At 74.0% G+C, this 23,958-nt stretch carries 24 protein-coding genes; 12 read left to right on the top strand and 12 right to left on the bottom strand.

Translation table 11 applies throughout. The features are described from left to right. Positions 1-4: 4 nt before the first annotated feature. Complete coding sequence (locus CNO22_RS06805) at positions 5-466, bottom strand: Lrp/AsnC family transcriptional regulator (protein ID WP_232806850.1); 462 nt, start codon at positions 464-466, stop codon at positions 5-7. A 167-nt stretch (positions 467-633) separates the two neighbouring features. On the opposite strand from CNO22_RS06805, the gene rocD reads away from it, so the two are divergent. Next, complete coding sequence (gene rocD / locus CNO22_RS06800) at positions 634-1,869, top strand: ornithine--oxo-acid transaminase (RefSeq protein WP_198588149.1); 1,236 nt, start codon at positions 634-636, stop codon at positions 1,867-1,869. A gap of 59 nt (positions 1,870-1,928) precedes the next feature. On the opposite strand, the gene CNO22_RS06795 is transcribed toward rocD, so the two are convergent. Continuing rightward, on the bottom strand, positions 1,929-2,837 hold the full coding sequence (locus tag CNO22_RS06795; RefSeq protein WP_100498595.1) for a LysR family transcriptional regulator: 909 nt from the start codon (positions 2,835-2,837) through the stop codon (positions 1,929-1,931). Between the two features lie 107 nt (positions 2,838-2,944). Here CNO22_RS06795 and CNO22_RS06790 point away from each other — a divergent pair, with 107 nt between their 5' ends. Beyond that, a complete protein-coding gene (locus CNO22_RS06790) occupies positions 2,945-4,111 on the top strand; it encodes an NAD(P)/FAD-dependent oxidoreductase (protein ID WP_100498594.1) in 1,167 nt (388 codons plus the stop codon). A gap of 135 nt (positions 4,112-4,246) precedes the next feature. Further along, positions 4,247-5,776: an L-piperidine-6-carboxylate dehydrogenase gene (gene amaB, locus CNO22_RS06785; protein ID WP_100498593.1), complete on the top strand. Its 1,530-nt coding sequence runs from the start codon at positions 4,247-4,249 to the stop codon at positions 5,774-5,776. Between the two features lie 103 nt (positions 5,777-5,879). Here amaB and CNO22_RS06780 read toward each other — a convergent pair whose 3' ends face one another. Then, positions 5,880-7,367: an AAA-type ATPase lid domain-containing protein gene (locus CNO22_RS06780; RefSeq protein WP_232806849.1), complete on the bottom strand. Its 1,488-nt coding sequence runs from the start codon at positions 7,365-7,367 to the stop codon at positions 5,880-5,882. Between the two features lie 187 nt (positions 7,368-7,554). Here CNO22_RS06780 and CNO22_RS06775 point away from each other — a divergent pair, with 187 nt between their 5' ends. The 3 genes from CNO22_RS06775 to CNO22_RS06765 are packed head-to-tail and all read left to right on the top strand — an operon-like array spanning position 7,555 to position 10,417. Then, the gene (locus CNO22_RS06775; RefSeq protein WP_100498592.1) at positions 7,555-8,598 is read left to right on the top strand and encodes an amidohydrolase family protein; all 1,044 of its coding nucleotides are present in this window, start codon (positions 7,555-7,557) and stop codon (positions 8,596-8,598) included. A gap of 11 nt (positions 8,599-8,609) precedes the next feature. Beyond that, positions 8,610-9,395 carry a metal-sulfur cluster assembly factor gene (locus CNO22_RS06770; protein ID WP_100498591.1) on the top strand — a complete coding sequence of 262 codons (786 nt, stop codon included), beginning with the start codon at positions 8,610-8,612 and terminating at the stop codon, positions 9,393-9,395. Beyond that, the gene (locus CNO22_RS06765) at positions 9,392-10,417 is read left to right on the top strand and encodes an NAD(P)-dependent alcohol dehydrogenase (protein WP_100498590.1); all 1,026 of its coding nucleotides are present in this window, start codon (positions 9,392-9,394) and stop codon (positions 10,415-10,417) included. Before CNO22_RS06770 ends, CNO22_RS06765 begins: the two co-directional genes overlap by 4 nt. 118 nt (positions 10,418-10,535) lie before the next feature. Here CNO22_RS06765 and CNO22_RS06760 read toward each other — a convergent pair whose 3' ends face one another. The 9 genes from CNO22_RS06760 to CNO22_RS06720 form a co-directional block, all read right to left on the bottom strand. Then, positions 10,536-11,033 carry a CBS domain-containing protein gene (locus tag CNO22_RS06760; protein ID WP_157936829.1) on the bottom strand — a complete coding sequence of 166 codons (498 nt, stop codon included), beginning with the start codon at positions 11,031-11,033 and terminating at the stop codon, positions 10,536-10,538. A gap of 149 nt (positions 11,034-11,182) precedes the next feature. After that, a complete protein-coding gene (locus CNO22_RS06755) occupies positions 11,183-11,758 on the bottom strand; it encodes a DUF7282 domain-containing protein (RefSeq protein WP_100498588.1) in 576 nt (191 codons plus the stop codon). A 148-nt stretch (positions 11,759-11,906) separates the two neighbouring features. Beyond that, on the bottom strand, positions 11,907-12,287 hold the full coding sequence (locus tag CNO22_RS06750) for a hypothetical protein (RefSeq protein WP_100498587.1): 381 nt from the start codon (positions 12,285-12,287) through the stop codon (positions 11,907-11,909). 236 nt (positions 12,288-12,523) lie between these two features. Continuing rightward, on the bottom strand, positions 12,524-13,708 hold the full coding sequence (locus CNO22_RS06745) for an acyl-CoA dehydrogenase family protein (protein WP_100498586.1): 1,185 nt from the start codon (positions 13,706-13,708) through the stop codon (positions 12,524-12,526). Positions 13,709-13,837: 129 nt separating this feature from the next. Beyond that, positions 13,838-15,037, bottom strand: coding sequence for a 3,4-dihydroxy-2-butanone-4-phosphate synthase (locus CNO22_RS06740; protein WP_232806848.1), 1,200 nt, complete (start codon positions 15,035-15,037; stop codon positions 13,838-13,840). 129 nt (positions 15,038-15,166) lie between these two features. Then, positions 15,167-15,841 carry a GntR family transcriptional regulator gene (locus tag CNO22_RS06735; protein WP_100498584.1) on the bottom strand — a complete coding sequence of 225 codons (675 nt, stop codon included), beginning with the start codon at positions 15,839-15,841 and terminating at the stop codon, positions 15,167-15,169. A 31-nt stretch (positions 15,842-15,872) separates the two neighbouring features. Then, a complete protein-coding gene (locus CNO22_RS06730) occupies positions 15,873-16,376 on the bottom strand; it encodes a flavin reductase family protein (protein WP_100498583.1) in 504 nt (167 codons plus the stop codon). Positions 16,377-16,404: 28 nt separating this feature from the next. Continuing rightward, positions 16,405-16,836, bottom strand: a complete 432-nt coding sequence (locus CNO22_RS06725) for an ester cyclase (protein ID WP_100498582.1) — start codon at positions 16,834-16,836, stop codon at positions 16,405-16,407. Positions 16,837-16,867: 31 nt separating this feature from the next. Then, positions 16,868-18,568, bottom strand: a complete 1,701-nt coding sequence (locus CNO22_RS06720; protein ID WP_100498581.1) for a BCCT family transporter — start codon at positions 18,566-18,568, stop codon at positions 16,868-16,870. A gap of 326 nt (positions 18,569-18,894) precedes the next feature. Here CNO22_RS06720 and CNO22_RS06715 point away from each other — a divergent pair, with 326 nt between their 5' ends. Genes CNO22_RS06715 through CNO22_RS06690 form a run of 6 tightly spaced genes read left to right on the top strand, consistent with a single transcriptional unit; the run spans position 18,895 to position 23,650 of the window. Continuing rightward, positions 18,895-19,584 carry an amino acid synthesis family protein gene (locus tag CNO22_RS06715; protein WP_198588148.1) on the top strand — a complete coding sequence of 230 codons (690 nt, stop codon included), beginning with the start codon at positions 18,895-18,897 and terminating at the stop codon, positions 19,582-19,584. 1 nt (position 19,585) lies between these two features. Further along, positions 19,586-20,137: an amino acid synthesis family protein gene (locus CNO22_RS06710; RefSeq protein WP_100498580.1), complete on the top strand. Its 552-nt coding sequence runs from the start codon at positions 19,586-19,588 to the stop codon at positions 20,135-20,137. 10 nt (positions 20,138-20,147) lie between these two features. Next, positions 20,148-20,879 carry an alpha/beta fold hydrolase gene (locus CNO22_RS06705; RefSeq protein ID WP_100498579.1) on the top strand — a complete coding sequence of 244 codons (732 nt, stop codon included), beginning with the start codon at positions 20,148-20,150 and terminating at the stop codon, positions 20,877-20,879. After that, positions 20,872-22,359 carry an aldehyde dehydrogenase gene (locus CNO22_RS06700; RefSeq protein WP_100498578.1) on the top strand — a complete coding sequence of 496 codons (1,488 nt, stop codon included), beginning with the start codon at positions 20,872-20,874 and terminating at the stop codon, positions 22,357-22,359. Before CNO22_RS06705 ends, CNO22_RS06700 begins: the two co-directional genes overlap by 8 nt. Positions 22,360-22,361: 2 nt before the next feature. Continuing rightward, a complete protein-coding gene (locus tag CNO22_RS06695; RefSeq protein WP_100498577.1) occupies positions 22,362-22,604 on the top strand; it encodes a 2-hydroxymuconate tautomerase in 243 nt (80 codons plus the stop codon). Then, positions 22,601-23,650 carry an LLM class flavin-dependent oxidoreductase gene (locus CNO22_RS06690; RefSeq protein WP_100498576.1) on the top strand — a complete coding sequence of 350 codons (1,050 nt, stop codon included), beginning with the start codon at positions 22,601-22,603 and terminating at the stop codon, positions 23,648-23,650. The genes CNO22_RS06695 and CNO22_RS06690 overlap by 4 nt, the downstream gene beginning before the upstream one ends. Positions 23,651-23,958 lie beyond the last annotated feature (308 nt).

Raw genomic sequence — 23,958 nt, 5'->3', positions numbered from 1 at the left:
GGCCTCAGGGGCGGGCGCGGTCGATCAGCCGGGAGAGCACGACCTCGCTGCGGGTCTGGTGCACGTTGGGCTGCTGCCGGAGGCGCTCGATGGCCTCCTCCAGGTGCGGGATGTCGGCGGCCAGGATGTGCACCAGCGCGTCCGCGGAGCCGGTGACGCTCCACGCGCCGACGACCTCGGGCACCTTCTCCAGGCTGCGGCGGAGCTCCAGCGGGGACGGCGTCCCCTCCCAGTAGACCTCCACGTAGGCCTCGGTCGTCCAGCCGAGGACCTCGGGGTCGACCAGTGCGGTGAAGCCGCGGATCACCCCGTCGGCGAGCAGCCGGTCGACGCGGCGCTTCACCGCCGGCGCGGACAGGCCGACCTCGTCGCCGATGACGGCGTACGTGGCGCGGGCGTCCCGCGTCAGGCAGCCGATGATCTGCCGGTCGAGCGGGTCGAGGCGGTCCGCGGTCCTGTGCAACACACCGTGCACCGTAGGCCGATCTGTGCAACGGATCCATGCCGATGACGCAACGGAGGCGCATTGATCACTGCGGGCGGTGTTCCTAACCTTCGGGACACGGCCCCGCCCGGCACTCCCGGGCCGCCGGCCGGTGGCGAGTCCGACGCCCGACCTGGAGGAGGCCCCCCATGACCACCCCGCGCACCGGGACCCGACTGTCCTCGAGCGGGCACGCGGCGCTCACCGAGACGGTCACCGCGCACAACTACGCCCCCCTCCCGGTGGTCGTCGCCGAGGCGCGCGGGGCGTGGGTGACCGACGTCGACGGCCGTCGCTACCTCGACTGCCTGGCGGGCTACTCGGCGCTGAACTTCGGCCACGGGCACCCGGTCCTGCTCCGGGCGGCCCGCGAGCAGCTGGAGCGGGTGACGCTCACCAGCCGCGCCTTCTACAACGACCGGCTCGGACCCTTCGCGCGTGACCTGGCCGCGCTGGCCGGGATGGAGCTGGTGCTGCCGATGAACACCGGGGCCGAGGCGGTGGAGACGGCGATCAAGGTGGTCCGGCGCTGGGGCCACCAGGTCAAGGGGGTGCCCGCCGGGCAGGCGCGGATCGTCGTCGCGGCGGGGAACTTCCACGGCCGCACCACCACGATCGTCAGCTTCTCCACCGACGACTCGGCGCGCGAGGGCTTCGGCCCCTTCACCCCGGGCTTCACCGTCGTCCCCTACGGCGACGCCGACGCGCTGCGGGCGGCGCTCACCCCGGAGACGGTCGCGGTGCTGCTCGAGCCGGTGCAGGGCGAGGCCGGCGTGGTCGTGCCGCCGCCGGGCTACCTCGCCGCGGTGCGGCAGGCCTGCACCGACGCCGGGGTGCTGTTCGTCGCCGACGAGGTCCAGTCCGGGCTGGGCCGGACCGGGGCCACCTTCGCCTGCGAGCTGGAGGGCGTCGTCCCCGACGTCTACCTGCTCGGCAAGGCCCTCGGCGGCGGCATCGTCCCGGTCTCGGCGGTGGTGTCCACCTCCGCGGTGCTCGACGTCCTGACGCCGGGCAGCCACGGGTCGACGTTCGGCGGCAACCCGCTCGCGGCCGCGATCGGGCACGCCGTGGTGGGGCTGCTGGAGACCGGCGAGTACCAGGAGCGCGCGGCCAAGCTCGGCGTGCAGCTGCGGGACCGGCTCGACGGGCTGGTCGGGCACGGCGTCCAGGCGGTGCGGACGCGCGGGCTGTGGGCCGGGATCGACATCGACCCCGGCCTGATGACCGGGCGCGCCGCGTGCGAGCGGCTGGCCGAGCGCGGCGTCCTGGTCAAGGACGCGCACGGGCAGACCATCCGGCTGTCCCCGCCGCTGGTCGTCGAGCCGGGCGACATCGACCTGGCCGTCGACGCGCTGGCCGCCGTCCTCGACGGGGGCGGGCACTGACCCACACCGACCGGCCCGGCGCCGGAGGGCGAACCGGCGTGTGGTCCGGAGCAGGCCCCTCAGTCGGTCGCGCCGGGGGTCACCGACTGCCGGATGGCGTCGATGACCGCGCGCACCCCGGGCTGCGGTGCCGGCTCGCGGCGGTGCGCCAGCACCATGGTCCGCTCCACCCGGTCGGCCAGCGGCACCGTCGCCAGCCCCTCCCGGCGCAGCGCGAGCATCAGGTCGGTCACCGGCGCGACGCCGAGGCCGGCAGCGACGAGGGCCAGGGTCGAGGCCGTGTCGGTCACCACGTGGTCGACGCGGGGCTCGAAGTCGAGGCGGCGGCAGGCCATGCGGACGGCGCGGCCGTAGGAGCTCTGCTCCGGGGGGAGGATCCAGGGCTCGTCGGCGAAGTCCCGCAGCGACGCCGTGCCCCGCGCCGCGCGACCGGCCGCCGTGGCCATCGAGAAGCGCTCGGTGCCGAGCACGAGCAGGGCCACGTCCCGGTCCCGCGGGACGGGCGCTTGGGGGTAGTCCACGCCGAAGGCGAGGTCCACCCGCCCGGCGGCCACGGCGGAGGTGGCGTCGTCGACGTCCACCTCGACCGACCGCAGGCGGACGCCGGGGCACTGCTCGCGCACCCGCTGCAGGGCCCGGGGCAGCAGCGCGGCCGCCGTCCCGAAGACACCGATGAGGACCCGCGCCTGCGGACGCTCGGACAGCCCGGCGAGCGCCAGCTCGGTCTGCCGGGCCAGCGACAGCAGGCCGACCGCGTGGTCGGCGAGCAGCCGGCCGGCGTCGGTGAGGTGCATGCGCCGGCCGACCTGGGCGAACAGCTCGGCCCGCACCGACCGCTCGAGGGCGGTCATCTGCTGCGACACCGCACCGGTCGTGTACCCGAGGGCCGCCGCAGCCGCCGTCATGCTGCCGGTCTCCCGGATCTCCACCAGGGTGCGCAGCTTCACCAGGTCGAGGGCGGCGTCCATGCAGGAACGCTAAACGGGAGGGTCGAGGAACTGTCGATGGTGCTGCACGTCGCCGGGCAGCAGGATGCAGCGCACCCGGCGTTCCCCCCTTCCCCGTGAGGACCGTGATGACCGCTCCCCGGCGCCCGCCGCCCTCCTCGGCCTCGGTCGTCGTCATCGGCGGGGGCGTGGTGGGGCTGAGCTCGGCCCACTCCCTGGCGCGGGCCGGGGTGCGCGACGTCGTGCTGCTGGACGCCGGCGCGCTCGGGTCCGGCTCGACCTGCAAGGCGGCCGGCGGCGTCCGGGCGCAGTTCTCCGACCCGGTCAACATCGCGCTCGGCGCACGCAGCCTGGAGACCTTCCGCGACTTCCCCCGGCGGTTCGGCCAGGACATCGACCTCCGGGAGGTCGGCTACCTGTTCCTGCTCGACAGCCGGCTCGCCGTCAGGGCCTTCGAGGCCAACGTCGCCCTGCAGAACGAGCTCGGCGTGCCGAGCCGGATGATCAGCGTGGCGGAGGCCAAGAGGCTGTCGCCGCTGATCGACACCGACGGGCTGCTCGCCGCGGCGTACTCGCCGACCGACGGCCACTGCACCCCGGAGGCCGTCGTCCTCGGCTACGCGGCGGCCGCCCGCCTGGCGGGCGCCACGCTGCTGCCGCACTGCCCGGCCACCGGCATCGACGTCCGGGACGGCCGGGTCACCGGCGTGCGGACCGACGCCGGGACGATCCGCACCGACACCGTCGTCTGCGCCGCCGGGCCCTGGTCGACCGAGGTGGGGGCGTGGGCCGGGGTCGACCTGCCGGTCACGCCGCTGCGCCGGCAGATCCTGGTGACCGAGCCGGTCCCCGGCCTGGACCCGCACACGCCCTTCACCATCGACTTCGCGACCAGCTTCTACTTCCACGGGGAGGGCCCGGGGCTGCTGCTCGGCATGTCCGACCCCGAGGAGAGCCCCGGCTTCGCGCTCACCCGGTCCGACGCCTGGCTGCCGCGCCTCGGTGAGGCGGTCAAACGGCGGGCGCCGGCCCTGGCCGAGGTCGGCATCGCCGGGGGGTGGGCCGGTCTCTACGAGATGACGCCGGACCACAACGCCCTCATTGGCCGGTCCGACACGGTCGAGGGCTTCCTCTACGCCACCGGCTTCTCCGGGCACGGTTTCCTCATGGGGCCGGCCGTGGGCGAGGTCGTGCGCGACCTGTACCTGGACGAGGAGCCCTTCGTGGACGTCTCCGGCCTGAGCGCCGCGCGCTTCGCCGGCGCGGACGTCCGGCCAGAACTGAACATCGTCTGAAAGAGGACCCCCTTGCCCCCCACCGCTCGCAAGCTCGCGGCGGGACCCTGCAAGGGGGCCGCCCCTGTCCCTCTCTCGCGAGCTTGCGGCGGGACCCCGCCGTCGGACCTCCGTCCCGATCCCCAGGAGCTGCACGTGACCACCCTGCCCACCGCCGAGGACCTCAGCCGCTCGGCACGGGACGCCGCCGCCCGCTGCGGCGTCGACCTCGACTCCCTCGCCGGCGACCGGCCGGTGACCTCACCGGTCAACGGCCGGCCGATCGCCTCGGTCCGGTGGCAGGACGCGGCCGGCGTCGACGCCGCCGTGACCCGGGCGGGCGAGGCGTTCCGGGTCTGGCGGACCGTGCCCGCCCCCGTCCGCGGCGGGCTGGTGCGCCGCCTCGGCGAGTTGCTGCGCGAGCACAAGGCCGACCTCGCCACGCTGGTCACCCTCGAGGTCGGCAAGATCCGCTCCGAGGCCCTGGGCGAGGTCCAGGAGATGATCGACATCTGCGAGTTCGCCGTCGGGCTCTCCCGCCAGCTGTACGGGAAGACGATCAGCTCCGAGCGTCCCGGCCACCGGCTCATGGAGACCTGGCACCCGCTGGGGGTCGTCGGCGTCATCAGCGCCTTCAACTTCCCGGTGGCCGTCTGGTCGTGGAACACCGCCCTCGCTCTCGTCTGCGGGGACCCGGTGGTCTGGAAGCCCTCCGAGCTCGCCCCGCTCTCGGCCCTCGCCTCGGCCGCCCTGCTCGACCGGGCGATCGCCGAGACCGGCGCCCCCGCCGACCTGAGCCAGGTGGTCGTCGGCGGCGCCGACGTGGGGGAGGCGCTGGTCGCCCACCCGGGCGTCGCGCTGCTCAGCGCCACCGGGTCGACCCGCATGGGCCGGGCGGTCGGGCCGCGGGTGGCCGACCGCTTCGGCCGTTCGCTGCTGGAGCTGGGCGGCAACAACGCCGCGATCGCGACGCCGTCGGCCGACCTGGACCTCACCACGCGCGGGGTCGTCTTCGCCGCCGCCGGCACGGCCGGGCAGCGGTGCACCACCATGCGCCGGGTCATCGCCCACGTCGACGTCGTCGACGACCTCACCGAGCGGCTCGCCGCCGCGTACCGCCGCCTGCCCATCGGGTCGCCGACCGAGGAGGGGACGCTGGTCGGTCCGCTCATCCACGACGCCGCGTTCAAGGCGATGCAGGACGCGCTCGAGGCCGCACGCCAGCAGGGCGGCGAGCTCGTCGTGGGCGGGCAGCGCCGGCTCGCCGACGAGGCGCCGGACGCCTGGTACGTGGAACCGGCGATCGTGCGGATGCCGGAGCAGACCGACATCGTGCGGCAGGAGACCTTCGTGCCGGTCCTCTACGTCCTGCCCTACCGGACGCTGGAGGAGGCGATCGCGCTGAACAACGACGTCCCGCAGGGCCTGTCGTCGAGCATCTTCACCTCCGACCAGGCCGAGGCCGAGCGGTTCCTCGCCGCCGACGGCTCGGACTGCGGCATCGCCAACGTCAACATCGGCACCTCCGGAGCCGAGATCGGCGGGGCCTTCGGCGGGGAGAAGCAGACCGGGGGCGGGCGGGAGTCCGGCTCCGACGCGTGGCGCAGCTACATGCGCCGGTCGACCAACACCATCAACTTCTCCGGCGAGCTGCCCCTGGCCCAGGGGGTGGAGTTCACGGTCTGAGTAGAAGGACCCCGTCCTCCTCACCGCTCGCAGGCTCGCGGCGAGCCTCTGGACGGGGCCGCGGCGAGCCTCTGGACGGGGCCGACCCGGGACGGAGCCGCGCTCAGTCCGTCGCCCGCGGCACCGTGATCTTGTACTGGGCGATCTTCCGGTAGAGCGTGGCGCGGCCGATGCCGAGCTCCTCGGCGGCGCGGGTCACCGTGGTGTCGGGCCGGGTGAGGCAGCGGATGATCTCGTCCCGCTCCAGCCGCTCCAGCCGGCCGAGCGGGCGGGCGCCGCCGTCGAGCACCTCCGGCGCCAGGTGGTGCACGTCGACCACGTCGGCGCGGGCCACGGCGTCGCGGACGACGCGGCGCAGCTGCCGCACGTTGCCCGGCCACGCGCAGCCGGCCAGCGCGCGGGCTGCCCGCGGGGTGACGTCCACCGCGCGGTGCCGCTCCTGGCGGGCGAACCAGCGCGCGAGCGGCAGGACGTCGTCCCCCCGCAGCCGCAGCGGCGGGGCCTCGACGACGGCGTCGGCCAGCTGCGCCAGCTGCTCGGGGATCGCGGCGAACTCGGGCGCGGCCAGCACGAACGGCTGCGGCCGCCCGGGGCGCCGGACCGCGGTCAGGATCTGCGCGAGCTCGCCGGCCGCCCACGCCGGCAGGTGCGGCAGCCCGGAGACGATGACGCAGGTGTCGGCGTCGCGCAGCTCCGGCGTCCACAGCTCGAGCCACGCCGCGACGTCGCCGGTCTCCGGGGCGCGCGCGTGCAGCAGCCGCTGTCGCGAGGACAGCCGTCGGCGGGCGAGGGCGGCGAGCGTGGCCTTGCCCGCCCCCGGCTCGCCCACGACCGCGGTCCCCCGGCCGGCCGCGACGGCGGCCGCGGCCTCCTCGGTCGCCGTCCGCCAGGCCGCCGAGACGCAGGGGTCGCCGGCGTCCGGGGCCAGGTGGCTGCCGATGACGTGGAAGACCTCGCCGCGCGGCGCCGGCCGCACCGTCCGGCCGCCGGCGCGCACCAGCATGAGCGCGCTCGTGGCGTTGGCCGCCGTCTGCGCCAGCCCCAGGAGCAGCCCGGAGGAGCTGCTCGACCACGTCGTGAGGTTGATGCTGCCGGCGAGTTGGCCGGTCACCGGCTCGATCACCGGTGCGGCCGCGCAGGTGTAGCCGCGCAGGTCGGTGACGTAGTGGTCCTCGGCCCGGACCAGCGAGGGCGCCCGGTCGGCGAGGGAGAGGCCCAGGCCGTTGGTCCCGGCGTTGCGCTCGTTGTAGGAGAACCCGGGTGCCAGGTGCACCCGGTCCAGCGACCGCTGGATGTCGCGGTCGTCGCCGATCCGGGCGAGCACCAGCCCCTCGGAGTCGGCCACCATGAGGCTGACCGGCTCGTTCGGGATGGTGGCCTGCAGGTCGGTGAGCACCCGGTGCGCGCACTCGTAGAGCAGCGACCCGGTGTCCGGCGAGCCGCTGAAGACGGGGACGACCTCGTCCGGGGGGACGCCGTAGCCCTGGCTGCGCCGCCACGAGGCGCGCAGCCGCGGCGCCGCCGCCCGCCCGGCCAGCTCAGGATCCAGCGGGACGGCCGCGCTCGACCCCTCGTCCGGGCGCACGTCCACGGGCACCTCCGCCGGCCGCGGGCACGGCCGACCCGCTGTGTCGTGTGTCACCGGACTGTACGCGCCGGATCGGCCCGGACGGCGTCCCAAAGTGAGACAGCGACCGGTTCCGCGGACGGCGGCCGCCGCCTAGCGTCGTCGGCCAGGGAGTGTGACCGCTGCCACAGAGACCCGACGGAGGCCGGAGATGTACAGCAAGGACGGCGAGCAGTACTACGTCGTGGACGCCCACATCGGCCTGTGGGACGCGCGGCCGGAGAACCAGCGCAACATCCACGGGAAGCAGTTCATCGACTGCTTCTACGACTACCACCGCAACCTCAGCCCGGAGTCCGAGGTCTGGGGCTACGAGGAGTACCTCTACCAGGGCGGCGAGCGGCTGATGCGCGACGTGTTCGTCGACGGCATCGTCGACCACGCGATCTTCCAGCCGGCCCGGCTCGGCGAGTTCTACCACCGGGGCTTCGGGCAGACCGAGGAGGCCTTCGCCCTCGCGCAGGCGCACCCGGACAAGCTGACGTACAACCACTACTGGGACCCGCGCGACGGCGAGAACGGCCTGACCGAGCTCCGGGCCAACGCCGAGCGGATGCAGCTCAAGGGCGTGAAGCTCTACACCGCCGACTGGCACGGCGAGTCCCGCGGCTGGAAGCTCACCGACCCGATGGCCTACCGCTACTTCGAGGCCTGCCGCGAGCTGGGCATCAGGAACATCCACGTCCACAAGGGCCCGACCATCCGCCCGCTGGACCGGGACGCCTTCGACGTCGCCGACGTCGACCACGCCGCCTCGGACTTCACCGACCTGGAGTTCATCGTCGAGCACTGCGGGCTGCCGCGCCTGGAGGACTTCTGCTGGATCGCCACGCAGGAGCCGAACGTGCACGCCGGCCTCGCCGTCGCGATGCCGTTCATCCACACCCGGCCGCGCTACTTCGCGCAGATCATGGGCGAGCTCGTCTACTGGCTCGGCGAGGACCGCATCCTCTTCTCCAGCGACTACGCGCTGTGGACGCCGAAGTGGCTGGTCGAGCGCTTCGTGGACTTCCAGATCCCCGAGGACATGACCGAGTACGCCCCGCTGACCACCGCGGTGAAGAAGAAGGTGCTCGGCCTCAACGCGGCCAAGCTCTACGACCTGCCGGTGCCGGCCCACCTGCAGCTGCCCGACGCCGACGAGACGGCCACCGGCCCGCGCGAGCCGGCCGCCGCCGACCTCGCCACGGCCTGAGGCGGACGCCGATGACCGCGCTGCTCACCGACCGCACCGCCGAGGTCTCCGAGGGCAGGGTCCGCGCCGCGCTCGGCACCGTCGTCGATCCCGAGCTGGACGAGCCGATCACCGACGTCGGTTTCGTCCGCTCGGTGACCGTCCATGGTCTGCCCGGCCGGCCCACGGTGGAGGTGCACCTGCGCCTGCCCACCTCGTTCTGCGCGCCCAACTTCGCCTGGCTGATGGTCTCCGACGCCCACGACGCGGTGTCCGCCGTCCCCGGGGTGGAGTCCGTGGTGGTCGAGCTCGACGACCACCACGACTCCGACCTGATCAACCGCGGGATGGCCGCCGGGCTGGGCTACCGGGGCACCTTCGGGCACGAGGCGGAGGAGTCGCTCGACGAGCTGCGGGCGACCTTCCAGCGCAAGGCGCACACCGCGGCGATGGAGCGGGCGATCACCGCGCTGCTCCGCACCGACCCCACGGTCGACGTCGCGGCGCTCACCCTCGGCGACCTGCCGGCGGGGGAGCGCACCACCGACGCGCTGCTGCGCCGCCGGGCGACCCTCGGCCTGCCCGTCGACGCCGGGGCGCCGGTGCTCGTGCGGGACGACGGCACCCGCCCCGACCCCGCGCAGGCGGAGATGGTGCTGCGCCGGGCCCGCTCGGTGCGCATCTCCGTCGACGGCAACGCACACTTCTGCCGGGGTCTGCTCACCACCCGCTACCCCGGGTCGGAGGCCGACCAGACGCCCCGCCCCGAGGACCGTCCCCTGCTCCCGCTCACCGTCTCGAAGGGAACCGCCCGATGAAGGCCGTCCGCGTCGTCGGATACCACCAGCCGCTGCAGCTCGACGACGTCCCCCAGCCCGAGGTCACCGGCCCGCACGACGTCATCGTCAAGGTCGGCGGGGCGGGGGTGTGCCGGACCGACATCCACATCCTCGAGGGCCAGTGGGCGGAGAAGTCCGGCGTCGCGCTGCCGTACACGATCGGCCACGAGAACGCCGGCTGGGTGTCGGCCGTGGGCAGCGCGGTCACCCACGTCGCCGAGGGCGACAAGGTGATCCTGCACCCGCTGATCACCTGCGGGCTGTGCCGCGCCTGCCGGTTCGGTGACGACGTGCACTGCGAGAACTCGCAGTTCCCCGGCATCGACACCGACGGCGGCTACGCCGAGTACCTCAAGACGTCGGCGCGCAGCGTGGTCCGGATCGACGACTCGCTGGAGCCGGCCGACGTCGCCGCGCTGGCCGACGCCGGGCTGACCGCCTACCACGCCGTCGCCAAGGCGGCGCGGAAGCTGCGGGCCGGCGACCGCACCGTGCTCATCGGCGCGGGCGGGCTCGGGCACATCGGCATCCAGGTGATGGCCGCGCTGTCCCCGGCCGAGATCGTGGTCGTCGACCGCAACCCCGACGCGGTCAAGCTCGCGGTGGAGATCGGCGCCCACCACGGCGTCGTCGCCGACGGTGCCCACGTCGCGGAGGTCCTCGAGCTCACCGGCGGCCACGGCGCCGAGCAGGTCATCGACTTCGTCGGCGAGAACGGGACGACGGCGGAGGGCCTCGCGATGACGCGGCGGGCCGGCGACTACCACGTCGTGGGGTACGGCGAGAACGTCAACGTGCCGACGATCGACCTCATCTCGACCGAGAAGAACATCATCGGCAACCTGGTCGGCTCCTACAACGACCTGGTCGAGCTGATGGCCCTCGCCGCCGCGCAGCGGGTCACCCTGCACACGCAGAAGTACGCGATGGACGACGTGCAGACCGCCATCGACGACCTGTCGGCCGGTCGCGTCCGGGGCCGGGCGATCCTCGTCCCCTGAGAGAGGACCCCGGGCCGCACCGCCTCCGGATCCGGATGTCGCGCCGAGTGGTGACCTGTCGTGGTGTCCAGCTGCTCGAGACCACGACGACCCGCCACTCGGCGCCGTCGGGACGGCGTCAGGCGGACCGCGGCGACCCCGGGCCGGGCGCGCACCGGCGGGAGCGGGCCCGCTCGGCCACGCCGGCGTCGCTGCAGTAGCCGGTGCGCCGGCGCGTGAGGCACAGCAGCCCGAGCAGCCGGCCCTCCTCGTCCACCACCGCGAGGCGGCGCCGGCCGGTGCGCAGGAGCAGCTCGTGCACGTCGGCGAGTGGGGCGGCCGGTGCGACGATCCGGCCGACCAGCCGCGACAGCGGGAGGGCCGGCGCTGCGTCCGGCGCGGTGTCGGGCAGGTCCTCGCGCAGCAGCGTGCCGCGGAGGACGCCGTCCTCGGTGAGCAGGGCCATGACGACGTGGTCGTCGGCGAGGACCGCCCGGACGTCGGCGACCGAGGCGTCGGCGGGCAGTGCCTTCGGGCGGCTGATCATCGCGTCGGCGACCGTGGGGCGCCGGGGGGCCGCGTCCCCGTCGGTCGGCCGGGCGACCGCGACCGGGTCCGGCGACGGGACGATCGGCACGCCCCCATCCTCCGTCCGCCTCGCGCGGTCCGCTCCCGCCGGGTCGGCCGCCGCGATGGCAGGACCCGGACGGGGCGGGCGAGGGCTGCTCTCGCCCGCGGGGCCGTCGGCTGCGTCGGCGGGGGAGGCGGCCATGGAGCGCTACGGCCTCAGCCCAGCCGGTACTCGGCGTCGTCGTCCACGTCGTCGTCCACGTCGTCGTCCACGTCGTCGTCCACGTCGTCGTCCACGTCATCGTCGTCGTCCGGCTCGGGGACGGGCCGGTCCGCGGCCGGGTCGAAGGCGCCGTTCCCGTCGGTGTCGGCGTACAGGGCCGCCTCCAGCTCCGTGGACTGCGTCAGGGCCGGGGCGAGCGGCACGGCGACGTCGATCGAGGAGCCCACCGGCACGGCTGTCGACCCCAGGAGCCGCTCGGCCACCGGCCGGTCGTCGTCCTCCTCGAGCAGGACGACGACGAAGCCGGCCTCGGGAGCGGACACGCGGGCCACCGTCGCGGAGTCCCCGACGCCGGACTGGTCCTCGAACTCGAGGGAGGCCGACGCGGCGCCGGAGGTGCTGCCGGTCGTGGTGCCGCCGGCCGTCGGACCACCGGTCGGGGTGCTGCCGGCCACGGCCGACGACGACGGCGCGGTGGCCGGGGCGGCGGTCCCCTCGGCGGACTCACCCCCGCAGGCGGCGACGGCGAGGACGGCGGGCACGGTCAGGAGCAGGCGCGATCGGGTCATGTCCGCGAGGTTGCCCGGGTCGCTCGTGAGCCCGGTGAGAGGGACGTGAGGCCGTTCTCACCGCCCGTCCGGGGGACGGCGAGGTGCGTCCGGTGGTCGTCACGCGAGGGCCGATGACCGCGTCCGGCGGCATCTCGGCGCGGCCGGCTCACGGCGCGTCGAAGAGGGTGACCTCGTCGGGCTGCGCGGTGAACGGGTTGGCCCACTCCGAGGCCGTGCCGGTGATCGGCTGGGCGTCGGTGACGACCACGAACGGGGTGCCCGGGTAGACGGCGAGCACCCGAGTGGTCGAGGTGAGCGTCTCGGTGCGCTCGATCAGCTCGCCGCGCCGGAGCTGCTGCGTCGTTCGCTCGCCGCGCAGTTCCGCCCCGACCTCGGCGACCCACCGGGCGCCGTCCTGGCCGAAGGCGATGGCGTGCACGCGCCGCCCCGGGGGAGCGGGCTCGCAGCCGGCGAACTCGGCGAGGGCCTCGTAGAGCCGCTCGGCCTGCTCGTCGTCGCTCGCCCGGGGGAGGAAGAAGGCAGCCATGGCGGCCATCCTCGCCGCGGGCACCGACAGGACGTGCCACCCTCCCTCGGCGCCGCCACCGGGGATGCCTCCCGACGTCCACCCCTGCCCCGCACGGTGGGCAGCGTCCGAGTGTCCCGGGGGACGGTCCTGCGTCGCGCCCGCGTGGGGGCCGGAGCGCGGGCACCTCCGGGGATGCTCGCCCCCTGCTTCCCCGCGGGAGCAGCGGCCGAGCGTCCGGGGGTGGAGGAGCCCGGTCAGTAGGACCGCGGCAGCCCCAGCACCTTGGTCGCGACGAAGGCCTTGATCATGTTGTTGTTGACCGGGGCGACCTGGTACATGCGGGTCTCGCGGAACTTGCGCTCGACGTCGTACTCGTCGACGAAGCCGTTGCCGCCGTGGGTGTCGAGGGCGATGTTGGCCGCGGCCCAGCTCGCCTCGGAGGCCAGGTGCTTGGCCATGTTCGCCTCGGCCCCGCACGGCCGGCCCGCGTCGAACAGCCGGGCGGCCTCGTACCGCATCAGGTCCGCCGCGCGCACCTCCATGTAGGCGTCGGCGAGGGGGAACTGCACCCCCTGGTTGGCGCCGATCGGGCGGCCGAACACCTCCCGCTCGTTGGCGTAGGCGACGGCTCGGTCGACGAACCAGTAGCCGTCGCCGATCGCCTCGGCGGCGAGCAGGATGCGCTCGGCGTTCCAGCCGTCGATGACGTACCGGAAGCCGGCGTCCACCTGCCCGATGACGTGGTCGGCGGGCACGCGCATGCCGCGGTAGTGCACCTGGTTGGTCGCGTAGTTGAACATCGTGCGCACCGGCACGACCTCGAGGGTCTCCGGCTGCTCGGCGCGCACCCGGCGCAGGTCGACGAGGAAGAGGGTCAGTCCGCGCGTCTTGTCGGCCCCCCGCTCGCTGGTGCGGGCCAGCACGAGGGCGAGGTCGGACTCCTGGATCCGGCTGGTCCAGTTCTTGTGCCCGGTGATCAGGAAGTCCTCGCCGTCGCGGGTGGCGGTGGTGGCGATGGCGGTGGTGTCCGAGCCGGCGGCGGACTCGGTGACCGAGAAGGCCTGCAGCCGCAGCTCGCCCTGGGCGATCAGGGGCAGGTAGGCCTCCTTGAGCGCGTCGCTGCCGTGCCGCAGCAGGGCGCCCATCGTGTACATCTGCGCGTGGCAGGCGGCGGAGTGGCCACCGGAGCGGTTGATCTCCTCCATGATGACCGAGGCCTCGGTCACGCCCAGGCCCGCGCCGCCGTACTCGGCCGGGACGAGGACCGAGAGCAGGCCGGCCGCGGTGAGGGTGTCGACGAACTCCTGCGGGTAGCGGCGGTCGCGGTCGGTCTCGCGCCAGTAGGCGTCGGGGAACTCGGCGCACAGCGCGCGGGTGCGGGCGCGCAGGGCGTCGAGGCCGGCCCCGTCCTCGGCGCGCCAGGAGCTGGTGTCGAGCATGGGGACAGCTTCTCCCATGTCCGCCAGGACGGTGCGTCGGTCGGCCCGGTTCCCGTCACCGTCGCAGAGCGGCTGGACGGGCAGCTGCAGCGGGCTGATCGAGACCCGGGCGACCGGAGCGCCGCCGGGTCACCGGCCCGACGACGCGGCTGCCGGCCCCCGGTCGGTCAGGTCGCCGCCGAGCGACCGGCTGCTGCGGACACCGAGGTCCCACAGGATCTGCCCGTCGAGCCCGTCGTCGGCCGGCCCGGGACCGGCGGCGCACGACGGGGCGTCGTCGCCCCGGTGCGCCCCGCGGAACAGCACGCGGGAGAGGTCGGCACCGTCCGGCTCGCCCCGGAGGTAGACGACGACCCCGCGACCCTCGTGGGCGATCCCGGCCAGGGCGGTCTGCAGGCGGCCGCCGCACCCACAGCGGGCCGAGCCGAGGACGTCCCCGGCCAGGCACTCGCGGTGGACGTGCACCGGGACGTCCTCGCCGTCGCCGATCTCCCCGTGGACGAGTGCCAGGTGCTCGCGACCGTCGAGGCGGCCGCGGTAGCCCACAGCGGTGAAGCGGCCGGCGGCCAGCGGCAGGGAGGTCGCGGCAGCCCGCTCGACGAGCGCCTCGAACCGCGTGCGGTAGGCCACGAGGTCCCCGACGGCGACCAGCCGCAGGCCGTGCTCCCGGGCGAAGGCGGCGAGCTCGGGGCCGCGGGCCATCCGCCGCGGGTCGGCGGGGCTGACGAGGTCGCACACGGCGCCGGACGGCCGCAGCCCGGCCAGGACGGCGAGGTCCACCGCGGCCTCCGCCGTGCCCCGGTGGGCCAGCACGCCGTCCGGCCGCACCCGCAGGGGGACGACGTGACCCGGCCGCACCAGGTCCTCGGCGTCGGTGTCCGCCGCGGCCAACAGGCGCATCGTCCGCGCCCGGTCCGCGGCCGAGATGCCGGTGCTCACCCCGTCCCGGGCGTCGACCGCCACGCACTGCGCCGCGGCGGGGCGCTCCACGGCACGCCCGGTCAGCAGCGGGAGGTCCAGCCGGTCGGCGTCGTCCCCGGTCACCGCGACGCAGAGGAAGCCGGAGGTGTGCCGGACGACGAACGCGACCGCCTCTGGCGTGGCCAGCTCCGCGGCGAGGACGAGGGCGCCGCCCTCCTCGTCGCCGGCCAGGACGACCGGCCGGCCCGCGGCGACGTCCGCCAGCGCCGCCCGGACGCGCTCGACCGGGTCGGGGCCGGCCGGCGACCACCGCCCCGTCGCGTTCCAGGGCGCGGGGACCGTCTCCTCGCAACGGGGGTGCGACCGCCGGTGCGGCAGGACGGCGGGCAGCTCCGCCTCGGCGGTCACCGGGCGACCTCGGCCGGCCCGGTCACGGCGCCCACTCCTGCGGAGTGCGGTGGGGCTGGGGTGGTCCATGGCTCCTCCAGGGGAGTGCGGAGATGGTGACGCGGGAGGGGCCGTCGTCCCGGCGGCGGGTCAGCGGGGGAGGGGCAGGCCCGCGAGCACGGCCTGCCGGCTGGCGCGGACGTGCTCGCGCATGACCCGCTCGGCGCTGTCGCCGTCCTTGGCGGCGATCAGCTCGACCACCCGGTGGTGCTCCTGGTCGGACTGGGCCGGCCGGCCGGGCTGGCTCAGCGAGGTGGTGACCAGCCGCGGATAGGCGAGCTGGTTCATGAGGGTCCGGTAGTGGGCCTCGAGCTTGTGGTTGTCCGAGCCGACGATGAGGAGGTCGTGGAACTCCTGCACGAGTTCGGCGTAGCGGGTCGTGTCGTCCCGCTCGACCGCGGCGTCGGCCTCGCGGAGGTTCTCCTCGAGCCGGTCCAGCTCGGGGACGCGGCCGCGCTGCGCCAGCAGCCGCGCGGCCGCGCCCTCGAGGAGCTCCTTCATCTCGAACAGCTCGGTGATCTCCCGGCGGGAGGGGGAGGTGACGAAGGTGCCCACCCGCGGGCGGATCTCGACCAGCCCCTCGGTCTGCAGCTGCTTGAACGCCTCGCGCACCGGGGTGCGGCTGACCCCGAAGTCCTCCGCCAGCGCGAGCTCGGAGAGGTTGACGTCGGGCTGGAGCTCCCCGCTGATGATGCGGCGGCGCAGCTCGGCGATGACCTGGGCCTGGATGCTCCCGTTCCCCGCCCCGTTCAGGACCTGACTCATCTGTTCCCCTCCCTCGGTGGACCGGCGGCGGTCAGGCCAGCTCGGTCAGCTGCCCGCCGTCGAAGAACCGGCCGGCGCTGTAGATCATCGGCGGGGCGTCGCTGACGCGGGCGTCGACCACGCGGCAGATGAACACGGTGTGCGTGCTGGCCTGCAGCCGCTCCCGGATCTCCACCTCCACCTGCGCGCTGCTGCGGGCCAGCAGCGGGCTGCCGAAGGGGCCGGGAGCCCAGTCCAGCCCGGCGAACTTGTCCAGCGACTTGCCCGCGAAGCGGGTCACCACGTCCGCCTGCTCGGTGGAGAGGATGTTGACCGCGAGGTGGCCCGACCGGAACAGGCAGTCGTGCGTCCCGGAGGTGCGCTGCACGCACACCATCACCGTCGGCGGCTCCAGCGAGACGCTGGCGAACGCGTTGACGGCCAGCCCCCGCGGCACGTCGCCGTCCATCGTGGTCACCACGGTGACCCCCGTGACGAACCGCCGGTTGACCTGCTTGACCAGGTCGCTGTCGAGTGTGCTGGTCGGGGTGGTCACGAGACCTCCTGTGCCGGTGGGCGGGACCTCATCGGTCCTGCCCGACAGTGATGATGCCGAGCGCGGTGAGCAGGGCGCGGGGGTCCCAGGTGACCTGCTCCTCCACGATCCGGTCGCCCTCGAAGAGGGCGAAGGTCGCCCCGCCCACCTCGACCTGCCGGTGCGTGGGCGGCACCCCGAGGAACGAGCCGTCGTGCCGGCCGGTGGTGTGCCAGCGCACCGCGGCGCGGTCGCCCTCGACGACGACCTCGTCGATCGTGGTCACCAGGTCGGGGAACGCCTGGCGGGTCGTGACGATCGACGCCTTGAAGGTGGCGAGGTCCTGGCCGGCGTCGCCCGGGCCGCCGTGCCGGCGGTAGTCCGGGCTCAGCAGCGTGTCCAGCGCGTCCACGTCGCCGTGGTCCCAGGCGGCGGCCCAGGTCTCGGTGATCAGCTCGCGGCGGGCGTCGGGGTCGCTCATCGTGTCCTCCTCTGCTCGAGCGGCGGGCGGGTCAGGTCGCGGACCGGTCGGCCGGCGCCGGGACGGCCGGGCCGGTGGTGCCGGCGTCCTGGGTCGGCGCCGGGATGCCGGCCGGTGCGAGGCGTGTGGCCATGGCCGCGGCGGCCGCGCGCCGGTCCGCGGTGAGGTCCTTCCAGAAGGCGACCGTCAGGCCCGCGATGATGAGCAGGAACGGCGCGGAGGTGACGATCACCGTGTTCTGCAGGGCGCTCAGGCCCCCGGCCAGCATGAGGACGATCGCGGTGACGCCGGTGAGGACGCCCCACAGCACCAGCACCGGACGGCGCGGGTTCAACGAGCCGTTCGACGTCAGCATGCCCAGGACGTAGGTGTTCGCGTCCGCGCCGGAGACGAAGAACATGATCACCAGGACGATCGCGACCACCGAGGTGACCTCGGCGAGCGGGAAGTTCGCCAGCGTCGCGAAGAACGCGCTGTTGATGTCGGCCGCGGTCTGCTCGGCGATGGTGCCGCCCTGGAACATGTCGATGTGGATGGCGGACCCGCCGAACACGGTGAACCAGGTGAAGAAGACGATGCTGGGGACGACGAGGACGCCGGTGATGAAGCCGCGGATGGTGCGGCCGCGGGAGATGCGGGCCAGGAAGATCCCGACGAAGGCCCCCCAGGAGACCCACCACGCCATCATGAAGTAGGTCCACCACTGCATCCACTGCAGGTCGCCGAACGCGGTGCCCTGCAGGCTCATCCGGAAGAAGTCGGTGGCCCACAGCCCGATCGACTCGGCATAGAGGTTGAACAGGAACACCGTCGGGCCGGCCACCAGGACGAACAGGAACAGCAGGACGGCCAGCACCGCGCTGCCCTGGCTGAGGTACTTGATGCCCCGGCTCACCCCGGTCACCGCCGACATCGTGAACAGCGTGGTGATGGCCGCGATGATGAGCACCTGGCTCACCGAGTTGACCGGGACGCCGAACAGCGTGCCCAGACCGTTGTTCACCTGGAGCGCACCCAGGCCCAGCGACGTCGTGGTGCCGAACAGGGTCGCGAAGACCGCGAGGATGTCGATCGCCTTGCCGGCCGGGCCGTCGACCCGGTCCCCGAGCAGCGGGCGGAACAGCTGGCTGACCGTCGTCCGCCGGCCCTTGCGGTAGGTCGAGTAGGCGATGGCCAGGCCGAAGACGGCGAAGATCGCCCAGGCGTGCAGGCCCCAGTCGAAGTAGGCGTACTGCAGCGCCCGCACCGCGGCCTCGGGTGAACCGGCCTCCGCGAGGCCGTGCGGCGGGGTCGCGAAGTGCGAGATGGGCTCGGCGACGCCGTAGGAGACCAGGCCGATGCCCATCACGGCGGCGCAGATCATCGCGAACCACGTCGGCGTGGAGAACTCCGGCCGGTCGGTGTCCCTGCCGAGCCGGATGTCACCGGCCGGGCTGAAGGCCAGGAACACGAGGAAGACCAGGATCGCCAGCGTCACGACCAGGTAGGTCCACCCGAAGGACTCGGTGAGCCAGTTCAGCGACGCCGTGGTGACGGTCGTGAGGTTCTCGGTGAAGAGGACACCCCAGGCGACGAACACCGCGGAGATGGCCACCGACGTCCAGAAGACCGACCCGAGTCGGCCCTCCTCCGCGGGGTCGGGCACGGCGTCGGGCGGCAGCGTGGCGAGATCCGGAGCCGGTGCGGGGGCCACCGGCTGCTGGGGCACGCGCGCTCCGAGGTCACTGGACATGAGGCTCCTCGAGGAGTGGGACGACGTGGACGACGCCGTCACTGGTATGCCACAGGACGTTAAGTCGGACACACTGGCATGTCAAGAGGGTGGCCGTGGCTCGCCACCTCCGCGTGGCGCCCACGCCCCTGAGCGGTGTGTCGCCGCGGCGACGCGATGCGGTATCTGTGCAGGCCAAGCGGTTACCGCGGCCATGATGGCCGTCGCTGCCCGGCGTCCGGAGCGGATCGCGGAACGCCGGAGCGGCCCGTCGTTGACGCGTGGCCGTCAACAACGGTACGGTCCTGTGCCATGCAACAGCTTCACTCCAGGGCGCGGAGGTGCCCGTGACCGCCGTCGACACCGCCCGGGTCCGACGCACCGGCACGCCACCGGACGCCGCCAGCGGAACGGGGCCGGCCCCGGCAGCACGAGGAGCCCGGTCGGCGGTCGGCATCCGCAAGGTGGTGCTGTACCGCGAGACCGTCCTCGCCGAGAACGGCAGCGCGCCCGCCCGGCCCAGCGAGCGCGCGACGGTCGCCGCCGTCCTGGCCAACCCGTGGGTCGGCACGGGCCCGGCGACCGATCTGGCGCCCGCGGTCGAGGTGGTCGCGCCCGTGCTGGCGCAGCTGCTGACCGGCCGGCTGATCGATGCGCTCGGCGGCGTCGACCGGATCGAGGCGTTCGGGAAGGCGGCCCTCGTCGGGACGGCCGGGGAGCTCGAGCACGCGGGGGCGCTCATCCACACGCCCTACTTCGGCAACCTGATGCGGGAGTTCCTGGGCGGCGAGTCGATCATCTGCTTCGCCGACACCCGGGCCGACGCCGGCGAGACCCTCGTCGTCCCGATGTGGCACAAGACCCACGCCGCCACCCGCAGCCACTACCAGACGATCTCCGCCCGGGTCCCCGACGCCCCCCGGCCCGACGAGATCGTCGTGATCGCCGCCGCCTCCACCGGTCCCCGCCCGCACGCCCGCATCGGCGACCGCGCCACCGACCCCGTCGTCACCGCAGAGAAACTGGAGATCTCCTGACATGACCGTGCGCAAGATCGTGACCATCGTCGAGGAGGTCTGCGCCGAGGGCGGCCGTGAGGTCACCCCCGCCGCGCGCGTCGCCGTCGTCGCCGCCGTCATCGAGAACCCGTGGGCGGGGCAGGGCTTCGTCGAGGACCTGCAGCCCGGGATCGAGCAGCACGCCTCCGCCGTCGGTGCCCTGCTGGCGCCCCAGGTGCTGGCCGCGCTCGACGCCCCCGCCGAGGCCTACGGCAAGGCGGCCATCGTCGGCCTGGACGGCGAGGTGGAGCACGGGTCGGCCCTCATCCACACGCTGAAGTTCGGCGACCACTTCCGGAAGGCGGCCAACGCGACCACGCTCCTGCCCGCCGTGGAGAAGCGCGGCCCGGCCGGGGTGGTGTTCGACATCCCGCTCAAGCACGTCACCGACGCGACCATCCGGTCGCACCACCAGACCGTCGAGGTGCGCCTGGCCGACGCGCCGCACCCGGGCGAGATCGTGATCGCCCTCGCCGCGGCCGCCCAGGGCCGGCCGCAGCAGCGGCTGGCGCCCCTCTCGACCGAGCGCTGAGCCGGCGGCCATGGCGAAGCCCTCGCTGGTCCTGCTGCACGGGGTGGGCCTGGACTCCACCATGTGGGGGCCCACCACGGCGCTGCTCGAGGACGACGTCGACGTCCTGGCCCTGGACCTGCCCGGCCACGGCCGGAGGGAACCGGCTCCGGACGGCGTGACGCTCGCCGACCTGGCCGACGGGGTGGCCGGGGACGTCCCGCCCGGCTCCCACCTCGTCGGGTTCTCCCTGGGTGCGCTCGTCGCCCAGCACCTGGCCCGGCACCGTCCCGACCTCGTGGCGACCCTGACGTCGGTGAGCTCGGTGTGCCGGCGCACCGAGGAGGAGCGGGCCGCGGTCCTCGGCCGGCTGGAGTCGGCCGCCGCCGACTTCCCGGGCAGCGTCGCGGCCTCGTTGCACCGCTGGTACGACGGCACCGACACCGACCCCGAGTGGGTGCGCCGCACGGAGGCCACGCTGCTGGCCAACGACGTCAGGTCCTACCTGAACTGCTACCGGGTCTTCGCCACCGCGGACGCGGAGATCGCCCCGGAGCTGCCGCGGATCGCGGTGCCCGCGCTGGCGGTCACCGGTGAGCTCGACCCCGGATCGACCCCCGGGATGACCCACCGGCTGGCCGCCGCGATCCCCGGGTGCCGGGCCGTCGTCGTCCCCGGGGCCCGGCACATGCTGCCGGTCCAGCGACCACGCGACCTCGTCACCTGTCTGACCACCTTCATCGGAGAGAGGGCTCATGTCTGATCTGGAGCAGTACGAGCACCACATCGGTGGTGAGTGGGTGGCGCCGGCCGCCGGCGAGTACTTCGAGAGCACCAACCCGGCGACCGGCGCGACGCTGTACACCGCTGCGCGCGGCTCCGCGGCCGACGTCGGGCGCGCCGTCCAGGCCGCCCGGACGGCGTTCGAGGACCCCCGCTGGCGCGACCTCAGCCAGACCAGACGTGGCCACCTGCTGCGCCGGCTCGGCGACCTCATCGGCGAGCACGCCGACGAGCTGGCCCGGATGGAGACCGAGGACAACGGCAAGCTGCTGCGCGAGATGCGCGGGCAGCTGACCACGCTGCCGGAGTACTACTGGTACTACGCCGGTCTGGCCGACAAGATCCAGGGCGACGTCATCCCGACGTCGGACCGCCGGGTGCTGAACTACACCACCCGCGAGCCGCTGGGCGTCGTCGGGGCGATCACCCCGTGGAACTCGCCGCTCACCCTGACCACCAGCAAGCTGGCCCCGGCCCTCTGCGCCGGCAACACGGTCGTGATCAAGCCGTCCGAGCACACCTCGGCGACCGTGCTGAAGCTGGCCGAGCTGGCCCTGGAGGCGGGCTTCCCGCCCGGCGCGGTGAACGTGGTGACCGGTTTCGGGCCGGAGGCCGGGCAGGCGCTGGTCGACCACCCCCAGCTGGCGAAGATCTCCTTCACCGGCAGCACCGGCACCGGGGCGCGGATCGCCGCGAGCACGGCCGCCCGGTTCATCGGCTCCACCCTCGAGCTCGGCGGGAAGTCGCCCAACATCGTCTTCGAGGACGCGAACGTCGCCAACGCGTCGATGGGCGTCGTGGCCGGGATCTTCGCCGCGGCGGGGCAGACCTGCATCGCCGGCAGCCGGGTCTTCGCGCACACGTCGGTCTACGACGAGCTGCTGGAGCGGGTCACCGAGCGGGCCCGCAGCATCCGGATCGGCGACCCGCTCGAGGACACCACGGAGCTGGGGCCGCTGGCCTTCGCCGACCAGCGCGACAAGGTCGCCGGCTACGTCGACCTCGGCCGCAGCGAGGGCGCCCGGGTGCTCACCGGCGGCCGGCCCACCGACGGCGGGCTGGGCGGCTGGTTCTACGAGCCGACCGTGCTGGTCGACGTGGACAACTCCATGCGCGTGGTCCGGGAGGAGATCTTCGGGCCGGTGGCGGCGATCATGCCGTTCGAGACCGAGGAGGAGGTCGTGCGGCTGGCCAACGACACCGAGTACGGCCTGGCCGCCGGCGTCTGGACCTCCGATCTCTCCCGCGGGCACCGGATGGCGGCGCGGCTGGAGGCCGGCACCGTCTGGGTCAACACCTACCGGGCCATGTCGCCGATGTCGCCGCGCCAGGGTTTCAAGAACAGCGGCGTGGGCGTCGAGCACGGCACCGAGACCATCCGCGAGTACACCCGGCTCAAGAGCGTGTGGATCAACACCAGCCAGGAGCCGGTGGCCGACCCGTTCGTCATGCGGAGCTGACCGTGCCGCTGATCGAGGTGACGCTCGGTGCCGGACGCACCGACCAGCAGGTCCGCGACCTGATCCACGAGGTGCACGCGGCCGTGGCCCGGACGACCGGCGCCCGGCCGGACCACATCCGGGTCATCGTGCGCGAGGTCCCGCGGGCCCACTGGGCCACCGGGGACGTGACCCTGAGCGAGATGGACGCCGCAGCGCCGTCGTCCGCCCCATCCACCCCAACCGTCAGTCAGGAGCCGTCGTGAAGTTCTCGCTGTTCGTGCACATGGAGCGCTGGGACGAGCAGGTCAGTCACCGACAGTTGTTCGAGGACCTCACCGAGCTGACGCTGATGGCCGAGGCCGGCGGGTTCAGCACGGTGTGGATCGGCGAGCACCACTCGATGGAGTACACGATCTCCCCGAGCCCGATGCCGCAGCTGGCCTACCTGGCGGCGCGCACCGAGCGGATCCGGCTCGGCGCGGGCACCATCATCGCCCCGTTCTGGAACCCCATCCGGGTCGCCGGCGAGTGCGCGCTGCTCGACGTGATCAGCAACGGCCGGATGGAGGTCGGCCTGGCGCGCGGTGCGTACCAGTTCGAGTTCGACCGGCTGGCGGGTGGGATCCCCGCCACCAGCGGCGGCGCGCACCTGCGCGAGCTGGTGCCGGCGGTGCAGCAGCTGTGGCAGGGCGACTACGCGCACGACGGCGAGATCTGGCAGTTCCCGACCTCCACGAGCGTGCCGAAGCCCGTGCAGCAGCCGACGCCGCCGATGTGGATCGCGGCGCGGGACCCCGACTCGCACGACTTCGCGGTCCGGTCCGGGTGCAACGTCATGGTCACCCCGCTCATGAAGGGCGACGAGGAGGTGCTCGACCTGACCCGCAAGTTCGAGACCGCCGTGGCCGACCACCCGGAGGTGTCCCGCCCGCGGCTCATGGTCCTGCGGCACACCCACGTCCACTCCCCGGACGACCCGGACGGCTGGCGGCCGGCGGCCGAGGCGATCTCCCGGTTCTACCGGACCTTCGACGCGTGGTTCGGCAACAAGACCACGCCGGAGAACGGCTTCCTGGAGCCCAGCCCCGAGTCCAAGTTCGCCGGTCGCCCGGAGTTCGAGCCCGAGTCGCTGCACAAGACGGCCATGATCGGGACGCCGGAGGAGGTCATCGAGCGGCTGCGCTACTACCAGGAGCTCGGCGTGGACGAGTTCAGCTTCTGGTGCGACAACAGCCTGCCGCACGAGGAGAAGAAGAAGTCGCTCCAGCTCTTCATCGAGCAGGTGGTCCCGGCCTTCGCCGGGTCCTGACCGCATCGGCCCCGGCCGCGGCACCGACCGTCGCGGCCGGGCCGATCCGGGGGCAGAGGAGGTCCACGGCGTCCGGGGGAGCGAGCCCCCGGGTGGTCCGGGCGCAGGGCCGCCCTCCCTGGCCCCGACCGCGCCGGTCACGGGACGCGGCGGCTCCAGGTCGGTTCGACGCGGGCCCACTTGCGGGTCCACCGCCGGTCGCCCCGGTGGGTGAGCAGGCGCTCGTGCACGTCGGCCCGCCACGGCAGTCCGGCGTGCGTCATCTCCGCCGCCACCAGCGCCCCCGAGGACTCGGCCGCCAGCAGCAG

Source organism: Geodermatophilus chilensis (genome assembly GCF_002802985.1).
Classification (GTDB): Bacteria; Actinomycetota; Actinomycetes; order Mycobacteriales; family Geodermatophilaceae; genus Geodermatophilus; species Geodermatophilus chilensis.
This window is presented reverse-complemented; position numbering and strand designations above follow the sequence as displayed.

Bases quoted from the DNA above. Each gene is read 5' to 3' on its own strand.
- rocD (WP_198588149.1), top strand. From the start codon at position 634: ATGACCACCCCGCGCACCGGGACCCGACTGTCCTCGAGCGGGCACGCG.
- CNO22_RS06795 (WP_100498595.1), bottom strand. From the start codon at position 2,837: ATGGACGCCGCCCTCGACCTGGTGAAGCTGCGCACCCTGGTGGAGATC.
- CNO22_RS06790 (WP_100498594.1), top strand. From the start codon at position 2,945: ATGACCGCTCCCCGGCGCCCGCCGCCCTCCTCGGCCTCGGTCGTCGTC.
- CNO22_RS06775 (WP_100498592.1), top strand. From the start codon at position 7,555: ATGTACAGCAAGGACGGCGAGCAGTACTACGTCGTGGACGCCCACATC.
- CNO22_RS06770 (WP_100498591.1), top strand. From the start codon at position 8,610: ATGACCGCGCTGCTCACCGACCGCACCGCCGAGGTCTCCGAGGGCAGG.
- CNO22_RS06765 (WP_100498590.1), top strand. From the start codon at position 9,392: ATGAAGGCCGTCCGCGTCGTCGGATACCACCAGCCGCTGCAGCTCGAC.
- CNO22_RS06755 (WP_100498588.1), bottom strand. From the start codon at position 11,758: ATGACCCGATCGCGCCTGCTCCTGACCGTGCCCGCCGTCCTCGCCGTC.
- CNO22_RS06750 (WP_100498587.1), bottom strand. From the start codon at position 12,287: ATGGCTGCCTTCTTCCTCCCCCGGGCGAGCGACGACGAGCAGGCCGAG.
- CNO22_RS06745 (WP_100498586.1), bottom strand. From the start codon at position 13,708: ATGCTCGACACCAGCTCCTGGCGCGCCGAGGACGGGGCCGGCCTCGAC.
- CNO22_RS06735 (WP_100498584.1), bottom strand. From the start codon at position 15,841: ATGAGTCAGGTCCTGAACGGGGCGGGGAACGGGAGCATCCAGGCCCAG.
- CNO22_RS06725 (WP_100498582.1), bottom strand. From the start codon at position 16,836: ATGAGCGACCCCGACGCCCGCCGCGAGCTGATCACCGAGACCTGGGCC.
- CNO22_RS06720 (WP_100498581.1), bottom strand. From the start codon at position 18,568: ATGTCCAGTGACCTCGGAGCGCGCGTGCCCCAGCAGCCGGTGGCCCCC.
- CNO22_RS06710 (WP_100498580.1), top strand. From the start codon at position 19,586: ATGACCGTGCGCAAGATCGTGACCATCGTCGAGGAGGTCTGCGCCGAG.
- CNO22_RS06705 (WP_100498579.1), top strand. From the start codon at position 20,148: ATGGCGAAGCCCTCGCTGGTCCTGCTGCACGGGGTGGGCCTGGACTCC.
- CNO22_RS06700 (WP_100498578.1), top strand. From the start codon at position 20,872: ATGTCTGATCTGGAGCAGTACGAGCACCACATCGGTGGTGAGTGGGTG.